The sequence below is a fragment of the Salmonella sp. 2020_1459 genome (assembly GCF_043847915.1).
Lineage (GTDB): Bacteria > Pseudomonadota > Gammaproteobacteria > Enterobacterales > Enterobacteriaceae > Salmonella > Salmonella enterica.
This window is the reverse complement of sequence record NZ_JBCMFA010000002.1, coordinates 46,519-63,354: the sequence shown is the minus strand read 5'-3', so window position 1 is coordinate 63,354 and position 16,836 is coordinate 46,519. Positions and strand designations below refer to the sequence as shown.

16 protein-coding genes are annotated in these 16,836 nt (G+C 54.4%); 12 read left to right on the top strand and 4 right to left on the bottom strand.

Annotated features, from left to right (window positions below; all coding sequences use genetic code 11):
* The first annotated feature begins 20 nt into the window (after nucleotides 1–20).
* From fhuC to stfH, 10 genes are all read left to right on the top strand, one after another.
* Nucleotides 21–818, top strand: coding sequence for a Fe3+-hydroxamate ABC transporter ATP-binding protein FhuC (gene fhuC, locus ACH0VJ_RS05300; protein WP_001157206.1), 798 nt, complete (start codon nucleotides 21–23; stop codon nucleotides 816–818).
* Nucleotides 818–1,708: a Fe(3+)-hydroxamate ABC transporter substrate-binding protein FhuD gene (gene fhuD, locus ACH0VJ_RS05295; protein WP_001205361.1), complete on the top strand. Its 891-nt coding sequence runs from the start codon at nucleotides 818–820 to the stop codon at nucleotides 1,706–1,708. Before fhuC ends, fhuD begins: the two co-directional genes overlap by 1 nt.
* A gap of 14 nt (nucleotides 1,709–1,722) precedes the next feature.
* The gene (fhuB, locus tag ACH0VJ_RS05290) at nucleotides 1,723–3,762 is read left to right on the top strand and encodes a Fe(3+)-hydroxamate ABC transporter permease FhuB (RefSeq protein ID WP_023196610.1); all 2,040 of its coding nucleotides are present in this window, start codon (nucleotides 1,723–1,725) and stop codon (nucleotides 3,760–3,762) included.
* Between the two features lie 939 nt (nucleotides 3,763–4,701).
* Complete coding sequence (gene stfA, locus ACH0VJ_RS05285) at nucleotides 4,702–5,262, top strand: fimbrial major subunit StfA (protein WP_001090554.1); 561 nt, start codon at nucleotides 4,702–4,704, stop codon at nucleotides 5,260–5,262.
* Nucleotides 5,263–5,347: 85 nt separating this feature from the next.
* Nucleotides 5,348–8,005 carry a fimbrial biogenesis outer membrane usher protein gene (locus ACH0VJ_RS05280; RefSeq protein ID WP_000951671.1) on the top strand — a complete coding sequence of 886 codons (2,658 nt, stop codon included), beginning with the start codon at nucleotides 5,348–5,350 and terminating at the stop codon, nucleotides 8,003–8,005.
* A 17-nt stretch (nucleotides 8,006–8,022) separates the two neighbouring features.
* Nucleotides 8,023–8,775: a fimbrial chaperone StfD gene (gene stfD, locus ACH0VJ_RS05275; protein WP_000982721.1), complete on the top strand. Its 753-nt coding sequence runs from the start codon at nucleotides 8,023–8,025 to the stop codon at nucleotides 8,773–8,775.
* Nucleotides 8,776–8,793: 18 nt separating this feature from the next.
* Nucleotides 8,794–9,306 (top strand): fimbrial protein, encoded by a 513-nt coding sequence (locus ACH0VJ_RS05270; RefSeq protein ID WP_001250320.1) that lies wholly within the window; start codon nucleotides 8,794–8,796, stop codon nucleotides 9,304–9,306.
* Nucleotides 9,303–9,779, top strand: coding sequence for a fimbrial minor subunit StfF (gene stfF, locus ACH0VJ_RS05265; RefSeq protein WP_000737997.1), 477 nt, complete (start codon nucleotides 9,303–9,305; stop codon nucleotides 9,777–9,779). The genes ACH0VJ_RS05270 and stfF overlap by 4 nt, the downstream gene beginning before the upstream one ends.
* Nucleotides 9,779–10,309, top strand: a complete 531-nt coding sequence (locus ACH0VJ_RS05260) for a fimbrial protein (protein WP_000239534.1) — start codon at nucleotides 9,779–9,781, stop codon at nucleotides 10,307–10,309. Before stfF ends, ACH0VJ_RS05260 begins: the two co-directional genes overlap by 1 nt.
* Nucleotides 10,309–11,154, top strand: a complete 846-nt coding sequence (gene stfH / locus ACH0VJ_RS05255) for a fimbrial adhesin StfH (RefSeq protein WP_023193152.1) — start codon at nucleotides 10,309–10,311, stop codon at nucleotides 11,152–11,154. Before ACH0VJ_RS05260 ends, stfH begins: the two co-directional genes overlap by 1 nt.
* 107 nt (nucleotides 11,155–11,261) lie before the next feature.
* Here stfH and hemL read toward each other — a convergent pair whose 3' ends face one another.
* Complete coding sequence (gene hemL, locus ACH0VJ_RS05250; protein ID WP_000045259.1) at nucleotides 11,262–12,542, bottom strand: glutamate-1-semialdehyde 2,1-aminomutase; 1,281 nt, start codon at nucleotides 12,540–12,542, stop codon at nucleotides 11,262–11,264.
* Between the two features lie 169 nt (nucleotides 12,543–12,711).
* On the opposite strand from hemL, the gene clcA reads away from it, so the two are divergent.
* Complete coding sequence (clcA, locus tag ACH0VJ_RS05245; protein WP_000845428.1) at nucleotides 12,712–14,133, top strand: H(+)/Cl(-) exchange transporter ClcA; 1,422 nt, start codon at nucleotides 12,712–12,714, stop codon at nucleotides 14,131–14,133.
* An 81-nt stretch (nucleotides 14,134–14,214) separates the two neighbouring features.
* Entirely contained in the window at nucleotides 14,215–14,559 is a 345-nt protein-coding gene (gene erpA, locus ACH0VJ_RS05240; RefSeq protein ID WP_001278668.1) for an iron-sulfur cluster insertion protein ErpA, read from the top strand.
* Between the two features lie 100 nt (nucleotides 14,560–14,659).
* Here erpA and ACH0VJ_RS05235 read toward each other — a convergent pair whose 3' ends face one another.
* Genes ACH0VJ_RS05235 through mtnN form a run of 3 tightly spaced genes read right to left on the bottom strand, consistent with a single transcriptional unit; the run spans nucleotide 14,660 to nucleotide 16,811 of the window.
* Nucleotides 14,660–15,283, bottom strand: a complete 624-nt coding sequence (locus tag ACH0VJ_RS05235; RefSeq protein ID WP_000964234.1) for a TRIC cation channel family protein — start codon at nucleotides 15,281–15,283, stop codon at nucleotides 14,660–14,662.
* 36 nt (nucleotides 15,284–15,319) lie between these two features.
* Nucleotides 15,320–16,120, bottom strand: a complete 801-nt coding sequence (gene btuF / locus ACH0VJ_RS05230) for a vitamin B12 ABC transporter substrate-binding protein BtuF (protein ID WP_001118838.1) — start codon at nucleotides 16,118–16,120, stop codon at nucleotides 15,320–15,322.
* Nucleotides 16,113–16,811 (bottom strand): 5'-methylthioadenosine/S-adenosylhomocysteine nucleosidase, encoded by a 699-nt coding sequence (mtnN, locus tag ACH0VJ_RS05225; protein WP_000689821.1) that lies wholly within the window; start codon nucleotides 16,809–16,811, stop codon nucleotides 16,113–16,115. Before mtnN ends, btuF begins: the two co-directional genes overlap by 8 nt.
* Nucleotides 16,812–16,836: the final 25 nt, after the last annotated feature.

Here is a 16,836-nt window from a genome sequence, read left to right as displayed (position 1 = left end):
CGTTTTACAAGTTGGCTGCGATGCAGGAAAACCACATTCATTCCGATACCACCTTTGCGCTGCGAAGCGTCGCCTTTCGTGTGCCGGGCCGCACGCTTTTACACCCTCTCTCGTTAACGTTTCCCGCAGGTCGCGTCACCGGACTTATCGGTCATAATGGTTCCGGTAAATCCACGCTGTTAAAAATGCTGGGCCGCCATCAGCCGCCTTCCGAAGGGGATATTCTGCTCGACAATCAGCCGCTGGCGAGCTGGAGCAGCAAGGCGTTTGCCCGCAAAGTTGCCTATCTGCCTCAACAATTGCCGCAGGCGGAAGGAATGACGGTGCGCGAACTGGTGGCGATTGGCCGCTATCCGTGGCACGGCGCGCTGGGACGCTTTGGCGTCGCGGACCGGGAAAAAGTAGACGAGGCGATTACGCTGGTCGGCTTAAAACCGCTGGCGCATCGTCTGGTAGACAGCCTTTCCGGCGGCGAGCGCCAGCGCGCGTGGATTGCCATGCTGGTCGCGCAGGACAGCCGTTGTCTGCTGCTGGATGAGCCGACGTCAGCGCTGGATATCGCCCATCAGGTGGACGTGCTGGCGCTGGTGCATCGTTTAAGCCAGCAGCGCGGGCTGACGGTGGTTGCGGTGCTGCACGATATCAACATGGCGGCCCGCTACTGTGATTATTTAGTCGCGCTACGCGGCGGTGAAATGATTGCGCAAGGAACGCCTGCGGAACTGATGCGCAGTGACACGCTGGAACGGATTTACGGTATCCCGATGGGTATCCTTCCGCATCCGGCGGGCGCGGCACCTGTGAGTTTTGTGTATTAATGCGTGATTTATATCCTCTGACTCGCCGCCGTTTATTAACGGCGATGGCGCTCTCGCCGCTGCTGTGGCAAATGAATACGGCGCAGGCTGCCGCTATCGATCCCCGCCGGATTGTGGCGCTGGAGTGGCTGCCGGTTGAGCTGCTGCTGGCGCTCGGTATTACGCCTTATGGCGTGGCGGACGTGCCAAATTATAAGCTGTGGGTTAGCGAACCGCCGTTGCCGGATTCGGTGATTGATGTGGGTCTTCGCACTGAACCCAATCTCGAACTACTGACGGAGATGAAGCCGTCGTTTATGGTCTGGTCGGCAGGTTACGGTCCCTCGCCGGAAAAACTGGCGCGGATCGCGCCGGGGCGCGGGTTCGATTTTAGCGACGGCAAAAAGCCGCTGGCGGTAGCCCGACGCTCGCTGGTTGAACTGGCGCAGACGCTGAATCTGGAAGCTGCGGCAGAAAAACATCTGGCGCAATACGATCGCTTCATCGCCAGCCAGAAGCCGCATTTTATCCGCCGCGGGGGGCGTCCGTTACTGATGACGACGCTTATCGATCCGCGGCATATGCTGGTGCTCGGCCCGAATTGCCTGTTCCAGGAGGTGCTGGACGAGTATAGCATTGTCAATGCCTGGCAGGGTGAAACCAACTTTTGGGGCAGTACGGCGGTTAGCATCGATCGGCTGGCGATGTATAAAGAAGCGGATGTGATCTGCTTCGATCACGGGAATAGCACCGATATGAACGCGCTGATGGCAACGCCGCTGTGGCAGGCCATGCCGTTTGTCCGCGCCGGGCGCTTTCACCGGGTGCCCGCCGTTTGGTTCTATGGCGCGACCCTCTCCACGATGCATTTTGTCCGCATCCTGAATAACGTGTTGGGAGGCAAAGCGTGAGCAGAAAACGTGAAATGCCGGATGGCGGCGTGAAAAACGCCTTATCCGACCTACGGTTCGGGCGCTTTGTAGGCCGGATAAGGCGAAGCCGCCATCCGGCGTTGCTGTTATTGGCGCTGTTTGTTGCCGCCTGCTGGCTGACATGGGTTAACTTCTCCGTTGCGCTACCGCGCAGCCAGTGGCAACAGGCTATCTGGTCACCGGATATCGACATCATTGAGCAGATGATTTTTCATTACAGCCTGTTGCCAAGACTGGCGATTTCGCTGCTGGTGGGCGCGGGGCTTGGGCTGGTAGGCGTCCTGTTCCAGCAAGTATTGCGTAACCCGCTGGCGGAACCGACCACGCTGGGCGTGGCGACCGGCGCGCAATTGGGGATCACGGTGACTACGCTTTGGGCGATTCCCGGCGCGCTGGCGACGCAGTTTGCCGCCCTGACGGGAGCCTGCATCGTCGGCGCGCTGGTGTTTGGCGTAGCGTGGGGCAAACGCCTGTCGCCAGTGACCCTGATCCTCGCCGGGCTGGTGGTCAGCCTTTACTGTGGCGCAATCAACCAGTTACTGGTGATTTTCCACCACGATCAGTTGCAAAGCATGTTTTTATGGAGCACCGGAACGCTAACGCAAACCGACTGGAGCGGCGTGCAGCGTCTGTGGCCGCAGTTGCTGGGCGGTGTGATGCTCACGTTATTGTTGTTACGTCCGATGACGCTGATGGGGCTGGATGACGGCGTTGCGCGTAATCTGGGTCTGGCGCTGTCGTTAGCGCGTCTGGCGGCGCTGTCGCTGGCGATTGTGTTGAGCGCTCTGCTGGTCAACGCGGTGGGCATTATCGGTTTTATCGGCCTGTTTGCGCCGCTGCTGGCGAAAATGCTTGGCGCAAGACGTCTGCTGGCGCGCCTGATGCTGGCGCCGCTCATTGGGGCGCTTATTTTGTGGCTATCCGATCAGATTATCCTTTGGCTAACCCGCGTATGGATGGAGGTTTCCACCGGGTCAGTGACGGCGTTAATCGGCGCGCCGCTGCTCCTGTGGCTGCTGCCGCGGCTTAAAAGCATGAGCGCGCCGGATATGAACGCCAGCGATCGTGTGGCGGCGGAACGTCGGCACGTTCTTGCTTTTGCCGTTGCCGGTGGCGCGCTCCTGCTGCTGGCAACATGGGGCGCGCTCTCTTTTGGTCGCGACGCGCACGGCTGGACGTGGGCGAGCGGAACGCTGCTTGAAGAACTGATGCCGTGGCGCTGGCCGCGGATACTGGCGGCGTTAATGGCGGGCGTCATGCTGGCGGTGGCGGGCTGCATTATTCAGCGTCTGACCGGTAATCCAATGGCCAGTCCGGAAGTGCTGGGGATCAGTTCCGGAGCCGCGTTTGGCGTGGTGTTGATGCTGTTTTTGGTGCCGGGGAATGCTTTCGGTTGGCTACTGCCTGCCGGAAGCCTGGGCGCGGCGGCGACACTGCTGATTATTATGTTAGCCGCCGGGCGCGGCGGTTTCTCGCCGCAACGGATGTTGCTGGCGGGGATGGCGCTCAGCACCGCGTTTACCATGCTGCTAATGATGCTCCAGGCGAGCGGCGACCCGCGGATGGCGGAAGTGTTGACCTGGATCGCAGGATCTACCTATAACGCCACTGGCGGGCAGGTTACGCGAACCGCGATCGTGATGGTGATTTTGCTGGCCATTGTGCCGTTGTGTCGCCGCTGGTTAACGATTTTGCCCCTGGGCGGCGATGCCGCGCGCGCGGTGGGCATGGCGCTTACGCCGTCGCGTATCGCGCTGCTGGCGCTGGCGGCGTGTTTGACGGCAACCGCGACGATGACCATTGGGCCGCTGAGTTTCGTTGGACTGATGGCGCCGCATATTGCGCGGATGCTCGGTTTTCGCCGGACGATGCCGCATATGGTCATCTCGGCGCTGGCAGGGGGCGTTTTACTGGTCTTTGCCGACTGGTGCGGCAGGATGGCGCTATTTCCGTATCAGATCCCGGCGGGACTGCTTTCAAGCTTTATTGGCGCGCCGTATTTTATCTATTTGCTACGTAAACAGAGCCGGTAAAAAAAGGCTGTGCCACATTTATGTCGGGTGGCAGCCATGCTCAACCCGACCTACAAATTACACAATATCAATATGTTGTGGCAATATTTTGTAGACCTAAAAATAGCTGAACGCTATCAGGTGCGAGAGCTGTCCTGTCACGTTTTATCGAGGGAATTCTGCTTTTATTTTCAGCAAGAAGCAGGTGTTATTTCTGTATCGATAAGTCATGTGCTATTTCAGTGGCGCGCTGCTGTCTTCTGAACAGGGTGACTAATTTCAACATATCCAGGCCCGAAACGTTGATGATAAATTGCGGCATGATCTATTCAATAATAAGAATTACCGGTTTCGGTATTAAGCCTTTTTAAATATTAAGATGTGGATGCCGCATCTTTAATGCATCTCGTAAATCAATTTTAATTTAATAATAAATTTTCATTATAAAACTTCGATAATAAAATATTATTTTTTTATCGAAGTAATAAAAAACAACTCTATTAAAATAAATTAATTGCCACGAGTAAACAAAAAAAATGTAATTTAGCATTTTTTGTTTTTTTTAATGAAATTTATACCAAAAATAAATGTTACGCGTCATTGCTATATATTCAGTACTGTAATTCTGATCTTTTTTTATTCATTTTGACATGTTTATTGCTTTTTTGGCTCTCCCGTCTTGCTTGCTTTGTTTGTTTTTTGAACGGTAAAAATATTTATTATTTAATTCTGATAATCCTTTAAATAAAAAACACTTGTCTTTGGGTTTTTAATGGAAAATACTTCACCGCGCCTAAGGGATGTTATTTATTAACGTGTTGTTTGCTTCTTTTGAATGTTGCATCGGCAATTTCATAACTCGTCATATAATATATATCTACTAATATAAACATGGGGTATTGAGTATAACTCCGTGTGAATAGCGTAAAAATACTCACCAACTTTTAATAAGGATGAAAAATGAATACAGCAGTAAAAGCTGCGGTTGCTGCCGCACTGGTTATGGGTGTTTCCAGCTTTGCCAATGCTGCAGGCAGTAATACTGGTACGGTGACTTTTACCGGTACTATTGAAGATTCACCGTGTTCAATCGTGGTTGGCGACGAACACCAGACCGTTAACCTGGGCCATATCGGTACCGGTTCTCTGATGGGCGGTAAAGAATCTTCAAAAGTCGATTTCCATATCGGTCTGGAAAACTGCGCATTCACCACTGAGAAAGAAGCGTCTACCGTTTTCTCTGCCATCGGTAACGAATCCAGCGCTAATCCGGGTAGCGTTGCGCTGATGCGTATCGGCGGCGGCGAAATGGCGGGTTCCAGCATTGTCATCGGCAACCACCTGGGTTCCGCGATCAAATTGGGCGACGCTTACAGCGAAAATCTGACGATGAACGGCAGCGTTGCGGCGGCGAAACAGACTCTTAACTTCAAAGCCTGGGTGAAAGGCGATTCCGCTGCCACCACTATCGATACCGGCGAATTCAGCAGCACCGTAAACTTCACGATCAGCTATCTGTAAGTGAAATATCATCCTGCGGCAGTCTGCCGCAGGATAATGCTTAAAGTAAAAAAATAGATTATATATTTCAGGGATAGATTGTCTGATGGCTCACTATAAAAAATTTCGTCTGAGCACGCTTGCGGCCGTGGTGGGTATTGTTCTGGCTGTCGGTCCGGAAAATAGCTATGCGGAAGCGCCCATTCAATTTAATACCCGATTTCTTGATGTTAAAGATGATGCCAGCCTGGATCTCTCCCGTTTTTCCCGTAAAGGCTACATTATGCCGGGGAGCTATCATCTCCAGGTGTTGGTCAACCAGAGTCAAATTGCCCAGGATAATGTTATTACGTATTCCGTTGATAATAACGATCCTGATAACACCTATCCCTGTTTATCGCCTGAACTGGTATCGCTGCTGGGGTTAAAACCTGAAATAGCAGATAAAATGATCTGGATAAATGCCGGTCAGTGTCTGCAACCAGATCAACTGGAAGGGATGGAAACCCAAACGGATTTAAGCCAGTCAACGCTGACGGTGATTATTCCGCAGGCCTATCTGGAATACAGCGATGAAGAGTGGGATCCACCTTCCCGCTGGGATGAAGGGATTCCCGGCGTATTATTTGACTACAACGTTAACAGCCAGTGGCGACATGCTGAACATGATGACGGCGATGAATATGACATCAGCGGCAACGGCACGGTGGGTGCCAACCTCGGCGCGTGGCGTCTGCGCGCGGACTGGCAGGCTAACTATCGTCACGAAAATGACAGCGAAGATAAAGACAACTTTGGCTCCAGTTCCGAACAGAACTGGGACTGGAACCGCTATTACGCCTGGCGGGCTATCCCGCAACTTCAGGCGCAGCTAACGCTGGGCGAAGGATCGCTGGAATCCGATATTTTCGACGGCTTTAACTATGTCGGCGGCAGCCTTATCACCGACGATCAGATGTTACCGCCTAATCTGCGCGGCTACGCCCCGGATATATCAGGCGTGGCGCGCACCAACGCCAAAGTTACCGTGACCCAGCGCGGGCGGGTGATTTATGAGTCGCAGGTCCCGGCGGGGCCGTTTCGCATTCAGGACATTAATGAAACGGTATCCGGCGATCTACACGTCAAAATTGAAGAACAAAGCGGTCAGGTACAGGAATATGACGTCAGCACCGCCTCCATTCCGTTTCTGACCCGTCCCGGCCAGGTGCGCTACAAGTTGGCCGCCGGGCGACCGCAGGACTGGGATCACAATATGGAAGGCGGCTTTTTCACTTCAGCCGAAGCCTCCTGGGGGATTGCTAACGGCTGGTCGCTGTACGGCGGCGCCATCGGCGAGCAGGATTATCAGGCGCTGGCGTTAGGACTGGGGCGCGATCTGGCGCTGCTGGGCGCGTTTTCCGTCGATGTCACCCATTCCCGTGCGACGCTGCCAGAGGGTAGCGCCTACGGCGACGGCACCATTCAGGGTAACTCGTTCCGTGCCAGCTACGCTAAAGATTTTGATGATATAGACAGCCGTCTGACGTTTGCTGGTTATCGCTTTTCCGAAGAAAACTACATGACGATGGACGAGTTTATCGATACGCATAATGACGATAACGATCGTCAGCGCACCGGCCACGATAAAGAGATGTATACCCTGACGTACAGCCAGAACTTTTCGGCAATAAACGTTAACGCCTATATCAACTACACCCATCGCACCTACTGGAATCAACCCAACCAGGACAGCTATAACCTGACGCTGTCGCACTATTTCGATGTCGGTGAAGTGCGCGGGATCAGTCTGTCGGTGAACGGTTTTCGCAATGAATATGATGATGAGCGAGATGACGGCGTGTACGTCTCGCTCAGTATTCCGTGGGGCAACAACCGCACGCTGAGCTACAACGGCTCCTTTAGCGATGACAACAACAGTAATCAGGTCGGCTATTACGAGCGCATTGACGATCGCAATAACTACCAGATCAACGCTGGCCGCGCGGATAACGGTGCGACTCTCGACGGCTATTACCGTCATCAAGCGAGCTATGCCGACATTGACGTCAGTGCAAACTATCAGGAAGGCGACTATACCTCCGGCGGGCTGAACATCCAGGGCGGCGCGACGCTGACTGCTAAAGGCGGGGCGCTGCACCGCACCAGCGTCAACGGCGGCTCGCGGCTGCTGGTGGATGTCGGCGATGAAGCGAACGTACCCATCTCCGGCTACAGCACGCCGGTATATACCAACGCGTTTGGTAAAGCCGTCATTGTCGACGTCAACGACTACTACCGCAACCAGGTGAAAATCGACATTACCCAGTTGCCGGAAGACGCGGAAGCAATCCTCTCCATCGCTCAGGCGACCCTGACGGAAGGGGCGATCGGTTATCGCCGCATGGAGGTGCTCAGCGGTAAAAAAGCCATGGCCAGTATCCGCCTGCGCGATGGCGGCACGCCGCCCTTCGGCGCAGAGGTTTACAACAGCCGCCAGCAACAGTTAGGGATCGTCGGCGAAGGCGGCAGCGTTTATCTGATCGGCATTAACCCCGGCGAGCGGTTGCAGGTGACATGGGAAGGTAAAACGCAGTGTGAAGCGGCGTTGCCCGATCCGCTGCCGGGCGATCTGTTTAGCGGCCTGTTGCTGCCGTGCATCGGCGACGCTTCATCACCTGAGGCAACGCAGCCCGAAGAGAAACCATTACTCCAGCTTCATACGCAGCGGCGGACGTCTTCGACGCAACCCGAAGCGCTCTCTTCTCGTTATCCAACACATTGATTCAGGAAACCGCATTCATGATGCCATTAAAACGTTATAACCTGGCCGCTGTTTTGCTGCTTTTGCTGGGCGGCTACGGTAGCGCCCAGGCTGCCATCGCGCCCGATCGCACCCGCCTGGTGTTTCGCGGCGAAGATAAATCGATAAGCGTCGATCTGAAAAACGCCAACAGCAAACTGCCCTATCTGGCGCAGTCCTGGGTGGAAGATGAGAAGGGCGTCAAAATCACCTCGCCTTTAATCGTCGTCCCACCGGTCCAGCGCATTGAGCCGTCGGCAATCGGACAGGTCAAAATTCAGGGGATGCCGGCGCTGGCGTCGCTCCCTAAGGATCGGGAAACCCTTTTTTATTACAACGTGCGCGAAATTCCGCCGCAAAGCGACAAGCCCAATACGCTGCAAATCGCCCTGCAAACGCGCATCAAAGTTTTTTACCGCCCGCAGGCGCTATCGAAAATCGATATGCAGCATCCCTGGCAATACAAGATCACCCTTCAGCGTCAGGGCAATGGCTATCAGGTGAGCAATCCGACCGGTTACTACGTGGTGTTAAGCAACGCCAGCAACCGCATGGACGGCACACCAGCCAGAGGCTTTAGCCCTTTAGTGATTGCACCAAAAAGCAACGTGACGCTGGGAGGGGACGCCAGTGAATTAGGTCACTCGCCTGTGCTGACTTACGTCAACGATTATGGTGCGCGGTTACCGCTGATTTTTAACTGTACTGACAACAGTTGTGCGGTAGATGAAGCAAAAAGCAGAAAGTCGTAACCGACAAGGAGACGCAAGATGAGGCAATGGCGGTTACGGCTGGGCACGGTAACGTGTGCGGCCATGCTGAGTGCGGTCAGTATGCCGCTGGCAGCGGGAAGTAAGACGGTCAACATGACGCTGACGATAGTCGTTAATGCCGCGCCGCCCTGTACTGTGACTGGCGGTGAGGTGGAATTTGGCAATGTGTTGACGACGAAAGTGGATGGGGTGAATTATCGGCAGGCGGTGGGCTATAGCCTGAGCTGTAACGGCAGAGTGAGTGATTACCTGAAGTTACAGATTCAGGGGAATGCGGTGACTATCAATGGTGAGCCGGTATTGCAAACCGATGTCGATGGATTGGGTATCCGTCTGCAAACCGCCACGGATGGCGAGCTGATTTCACCCGGCAATACGCAATGGTTGTCATTTCAATACAGCGGTGGCAGCGGTCCGGCCATCGAGGCGATTCCTGTCAAAGATAATGGCGTAACGTTAACAGGTGGCGCGTTTAACGCAGGCGCTACGCTGGTGGTGGATTACCAATGAAAAAAATGGCTTTGATGGTGTTAATAAGCAGCAGTTTTGCCGCGCAGTCGGCTGAGAATCTTAAGTTTCACGGTACGTTAATATCACCGCCGAATTGCACGATTAGCCATAATCAGACGATCGAAGTTAAGTTCGGTAACATGCTGATTAGTAAAATAGATGGTACGCGTTACGCACAGAATGTTCCGTATGAGATCACCTGTGATTCAGCGGTGCGCGACGATACGATGACAATGACCCTGACACTAAGCGGCTCTGTGACTGATTTTAATCAGGCGGCGATAAACACCAGCGTGGCGGGGCTGGGGATTGAACTCAGGCAGAACGACCAACCGTTTACGTTGGGGTCCACCATTACTGTAAATGAGCAGTCGGCACCTGTTCTGAAAGCCATACCGGTTAAAAAGAGCGGAGCCTCGCTGACAGAAGGCGACTTCGATGCGACGGCAACATTACAGGTGGATTATCAGTAATGGTTAAAAAACAGACGTTATTACACGGCGTGGCCTTCATCCTCTGGGGAACGCTGATATTGCCGGTCTCAGCGGCAGATAATCTGCATTTTTCCGGTAGTCTGGTCGCCAGTCCGTGTACCTTAACAATGCAGGGAGCCGATATTGCTGAAGTCGATTTTTCATCGCTTGATGCTTCTGACTTTATTCCCGGCGGCCAGTCTGCCCGCAAACCTGTGGTGTTTGAACTAACGGATTGCGATTCGGCGCTGAGTAACGGAGTGCAGGTAATTTTCACTGGAACCGAAGCGACCGGAATGCGCGGTATCCTGGCCATCGATAGCTATTCAGGCGCTTCCGGGATCGGGATTGGCATTGAAACGCTATCCGGCGTTCCCGTGGGCATGAACGATAAAGAGGGTGCGATATTCACGCTGGTGACGGGGAATAACGCGCTAAACCTGAATGCCTGGGTACAACGCCTTCCTGGCGAGGACCTGGTTCCGGGAACGTTCTTCGCAAGCGCACTAGTTACCTTTGAGTATTTATGATGAAAATAATACGGACTTTATTTTTGCTGCTGATTGCCGTTTATGGTGGTTCGGTATCGGCCAGACCCATGCTGAAAGCGACGTTTGGGAGCACCACGCTATATTATGGTATTGGCCCTAGTTATGCGGATAGAGCGGTTATACTGAACTCTACAGTAACCACGCCTGATGGCGTGTACTATGGTTCCTGGAAATTCTCAGGAATGGCAAGAAAAGGAGCTACTGCGACCTTACTCTCCTGGACCGGGCCTGACCCCGCACCGACTATTGTTCTGCGGGATTTTGATAACAGCATTTCGAAATCCAACTGTAAAAACCTCCCCTCAAGTTGGAATGGCTGCGGTTATTATACCGTTGATATTACCGTACAAAGCGACAATTATGGTTGCCCGTGGCTGGCCGCCACTCATAGCACCGCTGAGGATCTGGTTTCTGGGGAAACCTATAGCGCGCCGGATACGCGCAGCTCAGTTTGCCCGAAAGTTCCCGTTGATACTTTTGATATCTCCTGGGATGCGAACGTTTCGAAACAGAAAACAACCCTCATGCTTGATGCCACCGGTGGCACGGTGAATCGCACGTTACATACCTATTTGATGGAGGGGGGGAAACTGTGCGATGGCAGCAAATTTGACAACCGTGGCGCTTATTGCCGTTTTGTCTCATCGGGTATTACGCTCAATGTGCTGGGCTGCGACCAGTCGAGCGTCACGACCAGCGCCGTTGATCATCCGATAACCGATGTTGAGCTTCATGACATTAATGTAGCGGTGAACACCCGCAACATTGGCTCCGGGCAGTTCACGTCGACCTGTAGCTTCCAGTATATTATTGATGAGATTTAGGTTGTCTGGGTGTTTGGCGAAGATTCACGCTAACCTGGTATGAACCAAAAAAAAGCCGGGTGGCGGCTTCGCCTTACCCGGCCTACGTTGTTTCTGGACGTTCTCTTTTACAGTTTCGCAAACACCCGACGCGCGGCGTCGATGGTGTTATTGATATCTTCTTCACTGTGCGCCACGGACATAAAGCCTGCTTCGAACGCGGACGGCGCCAGATATACGCCTTCCTCCAGCATCAGGTGGAAGAAACGCTTAAAGCGTTCCACGTCGCACGCCATCACGTCCTGATAGCAGGTTACGCTCTCAGCGTCGGTGAAGAAAATCCCGAACATCCCGCCGACATGGTTGACGACCAGTGGGATCCCCACCTCCTGCGCCGCTTCGCACAGCCCTTCCGCCAGGCGGGTGGTGAGCTCATCCAGCGTTTCATGAATGCCGGGCTGGGCGACTTCATTCAGGCAGGCGAAACCGGCCGCCATCGCAATCGGGTTGCCGGAAAGGGTGCCCGCCTGGTAAACCGGGCCCGTCGGCGCCAGCGCATCCATTACATCGCGACGACCGCCAAACGCGCCTACCGGCATCCCGCCGCCGATGATTTTACCCAGACAGGTCAGGTCAGGCACGACGCCGTAGTAATCCTGGGCTCCGGCCAGCGCTACGCGAAAACCGGTCATCACTTCGTCGATAATCAGCAGCGCGCCGAACTCATCGCACAAGGCGCGCAGACCTGGCAGAAATTCCGGCAGCGGCGGGACGCAGTTCATATTGCCCGCTACGGGTTCGACGATGATACAGGCGATTTCCTGCGGATATTGTTCAAACGCCGCGCGCACTGACGTCAGATCGTTATAAGTGCAGGTCAGCGTATGTTTCGCGAAATCCGCCGGCACGCCCGGCGAGTTCGGCTGACCGAGCGTCAGCGCGCCAGAACCGGCTTTGACCAGCAGACAGTCTGCGTGGCCGTGGTAGCAGCCTTCGAATTTGATAATCTTATCGCGGCCAGTAAAACCACGCGCCAGGCGAATAGCGCTCATCGTCGCTTCGGTGCCGGAGTTCACCATGCGCACCATGTCCATGGTCGGCACCAGGTTGGTCACCAGTTCCGCCATTTTTACTTCCATTTCGGTTGGCGCGCCGAAGCTTAAACCGCGCTCCGCAGCTTCGATCACCGCATTGCGGATAGCCGGATGGTTATGCCCCAGTACCATTGGCCCCCAGGAACCGACATAGTCGATATACGCTTTGCCATCGACATCATAAAGATAAGCGCCGTCCGCTTTTTCGATAAACAGCGGAGTACCGCCTACGCCAGTGAAGGCGCGAACAGGGGAGTTCACGCCGCCGGGGATCAGCTCGCGGGCCGCGCTATAGAGATTTTCAGACTTACTCATGGAAAGATTCCTGGTTCGTAGAAAAAGTGAATACCCGCTATTCTAAGTTATTCAGAGAAGGTTATGAAAGTTTTACGCATTTGAAACAATACGATTTGCAGGGGATTTTCGCGGCGTTGGCGAGTAGAATGCCGACTTTAGATTTGTATTACCAATTAATGATCTTCTGATGAAAACAGACACTTCCACCTTTTTAGCTCAGCAAATTGTGCGCTTACGGCGCAGAGATCAGATTCGCCGGTTAATGCAGCGGGATAAAACGCCGCTGGCCATCCTGTTCATGGCGGCCGTTGTCGGCACGCTTACCGGACTGGTTGGCGTCGCCTTTGAAAAGGCGGTTTCCTGGGTACAAAACATGCGCATTGGCGCGCTGGTTCAGGTCGCGGACCATGCGTTTTTGCTTTGGCCGCTGGCCTTTATCCTTTCGGCGTTACTGGCGATGGTCGGCTACTTTTTGGTGCGAAAATTTGCGCCGGAAGCCGGCGGCTCGGGTATCCCGGAAATTGAAGGCGCGCTGGAGGAGCTACGTCCGGTGCGCTGGTGGCGCGTGTTGCCGGTGAAGTTTATCGGCGGGATGGGAACGTTGGGCGCAGGAATGGTATTAGGGCGCGAAGGGCCAACGGTGCAAATCGGGGGCAACCTGGGGCGCATGGTGCTGGATGTTTTTCGTATGCGCAGCGCCGAAGCGCGGCATACGTTGCTGGCGACCGGCGCGGCGGCGGGGCTCTCTGCGGCGTTTAACGCGCCGCTGGCGGGTATCCTGTTCATTATTGAAGAGATGCGCCCGCAGTTTCGCTACAACCTGATTTCGATTAAAGCGGTGTTTACCGGCGTCATCATGTCGAGCATTGTGTTCCGCATATTTAACGGCGAAGCGCCGATTATTGAAGTCGGCAAACTGTCTGATGCGCCGGTTAATACACTGTGGTTATACCTTATCCTCGGCATTATTTTTGGCTGCGTCGGGCCGGTATTTAATTCGTTGGTGCTGCGTACCCAGGATATGTTTCAGCGCTTTCATGGCGGCGAAATTAAAAAATGGGTGCTTATGGGCGGCGCGATCGGCGGCCTGTGCGGTATTCTGGGGTTGATTGAGCCGGAAGCGGCAGGCGGCGGATTTAACCTTATTCCTATCGCCGCGGCAGGTAATTTTAGCGTCGGGCTACTGCTGTTCATCTTTATTGCCCGGGTTGTCACGACGCTGCTTTGCTTTTCTTCCGGCGCGCCGGGGGGCATTTTCGCCCCGATGCTGGCGCTGGGAACGCTGCTTGGTACGGCCTTCGGTATGGCGGCGGCAGTGCTTTTCCCGCAGTATCACCTGGAGGCCGGTACCTTTGCGATTGCCGGGATGGGGGCGCTGATGGCGGCGTCGGTGCGCGCCCCGTTGACAGGGATTGTGCTGGTGCTGGAGATGACCGATAACTATCAGCTCATTTTGCCAATGATTATCACCTGTCTTGGCGCGACACTATTAGCCCAGTTTTTGGGCGGGAAACCGTTATACTCAACCATCCTGGCGCGCACTCTGGCGAAGCAGGATGCGGAACAGGCGGCGAAAAACCAGAATGCGCCTGCGGGCGAGAATACTTGAACGAATTACCAGGGTATTAGATAATGACTGCCAATATTGGGTGAAAATTTATCCAATTACCGATGTCGTTTGGAGCAAAATATGAGTGATGACGTAGCGCTGCCGCTGCAGTTTACCGACGCAGCAGCGAATAAAGTAAAAAGTCTTATCGCTGACGAAGATAACCCGAATCTGAAACTGCGCGTGTATATCACCGGCGGTGGTTGCAGCGGCTTCCAGTATGGTTTTACCTTTGACGATCAGGTTAACGAAGGGGATATGACCATCGAAAAACAGGGCGTTGGCCTGGTGGTTGACCCGATGAGTTTGCAGTATCTGGTGGGTGGTTCGGTCGATTATACCGAAGGCCTGGAAGGTTCCCGCTTCATTGTAACCAACCCGAATGCGAAAAGTACCTGCGGGTGTGGCTCTTCCTTCAGCATTTGATTGCTGTTCGTTGTGCCGGATGGCGACGCGAGCGTCTTATCCGGCCTACAGGAAAGATGTTCCAGGCCCGATAAGCGTAGCGCCATCGGGCAAAACAATATCAACGTCCGTTTTCATCCAGGGCAAACGTCGGCAATTTCAAATGCCAGCGAATGGCCGCCAGCCGAATGAACAGCGTGACCACCATGCCCATCATGCTGGCGCTTTCCAGCGGTACTGAAAACGTATAAAACGCGGTGGCGTGAACAATCCCGCCGATAATACAGGCCGTGGCATAGATTTCGGTGCGTAGGATCATGGGGATCTCGCGTGCCAGAACATCGCGAATAATCCCGCCGCCGACGCCGGTAATCACGCCCATACAGACAGCCACTAATGGCCCCGTTTCAGCGAGGAAGGCTTTATTCACCCCAATGCCGACAAACACCGCCAGCCCGACCGCATCCAGTACCGGCAACATCCATTTCGGTAGACGTCTTGGTTGGCGAACCAGTAGGATGGTCAGCATACTGGTGACCATGGCGACGACCAGGTCGGTAGGATCTTTAACCCAGAATACCGGGCCGTTATCCAGCGCCATATCGCGGATTGTCCCGCCGCCGACGGCAGTAACGACGCCGAGCACCAGGACGCCGAACGGATCCATACGTAATTTCCCGGCCAGCAACACGCCAGAGATAGCAAATACAGCCGTGCCTACAATATCCAGCCAATAGACGAGCATTGTCGAATCCCCACTGGGAGCCTGGTAAGACAGGCTCTAATTCACCTGTGAAAGCGCATTACAGAGTTGTTTTGCGGCGAGGATAATACGCGGGCTTGCGCGTTCAAACCAGTCGCTGTTAAGCGGAATAACCGGAATTTTTAACAGGTTTCCCCAGTATTGTTCAATTTTGAGAATTTCGCCCGCTTTTCCGGCCACGATAATGGCCTGAGGATGCCTTGCCAGCACCTGCTCACGGCTGACTTGCGGCCACGGCACGCGGCTGTCAGCAAAGACGTTTTCTCCGCCGCAGGTCGTCAAAACCTGATGTTGAATAGACCCTTTACCACTGGTAAACAGAGGATTCATGCCAAACTGAAGAAAGACGCGCTTTTTAGCTTTACCGGCATACTCGGCGTTGAGCGCGGCGTACTCGTTTAGCAATGTCTGCGCTGCCTGCTGAGCCTTTTCCGGCTGCGGGCTCCAGGCGGCCAGTTGACGGAGCGTGTCGGCGATCTGTTCGATGCTTACCGCGTCCACCCACATGACCTTAATACCTAATGACGTCAGTTGGTTTACCTGGCGTTCCGCATTACCGCCGCGCCAGGCGACGACCAGATCCGGCTTCAGCGCCACAATGCGTTCCAGATTCATTCCCTGCCAGGTAGAGACCTGTTCTATTTTTTGCGCTTCGGGCGGGTAGTCGGAATAGCTGCTGACGCCAACGGGCGTAATCCCGGCGGCAAAAGCGAGCTCCGTATTGGCGGGAGAGAGGGTAATGACGCGCGGCGCAGCGTAAAGCCACACCGGGAGCGTAAGCAGCAGGGCGACCAGCGCCCTGAACATTTGCTTAGCCATGCGCCAGTTTCTGTACCAGCGTTTCGACCATCAGAGTCGACTGTTTCGCCGCCACCGCGAGGAATTCGTCAAAGCTGAGGTGCGATTGCTGATCGGCCACGTCAGAGATAGCGCGTACCACCACGAACGGCACGTTGAAGTTATGGCAGACGTGGGCGATAGCGGTGGCTTCCATCTCTACGGCGACCGCGTCGGGGAAGTTATGCCGGATTTTCGCCAGCCCGACGGAGCCGTTAATAAACGCGTCGCCGCTAACAATAAGGCCGCGTACCGCGTTCAGATTCAGCTCTCTGATGCAGGATTCCGCGGCGGCGATCAGTTTGTCATCGGCCTTAAATCCGGCCGGACAGCCCGGTAATTGCCCGTATTCATAGCCGAAAGCGGTCACATCAGCGTCGTGGTAACGCGCTTCGTCAGAGACGACGATATCGCCGACCTTCAGCGTGGACGCCAGACCGCCTGCGGAACCGGTATTGATGATCACGTCCGGCTTGCAGTGCTCCAGAAGCAACGTTGCGCCCAGCGCCGCCGCGACTTTACCGATACCGGATTTCAGCAACGCCACTTCGGTGCCGTTCAACTGGCCAGTGTAAATTTCGCAGCCGCCCAGCGTAATCGTCTGACGGTTGTCAATTTTGTCACGCAGCAGCGTAACTTCTTCTTCCATTGCGCCAATGATGCCGATTTTCATAGATTTACTCGCGATAAGTCAGTTT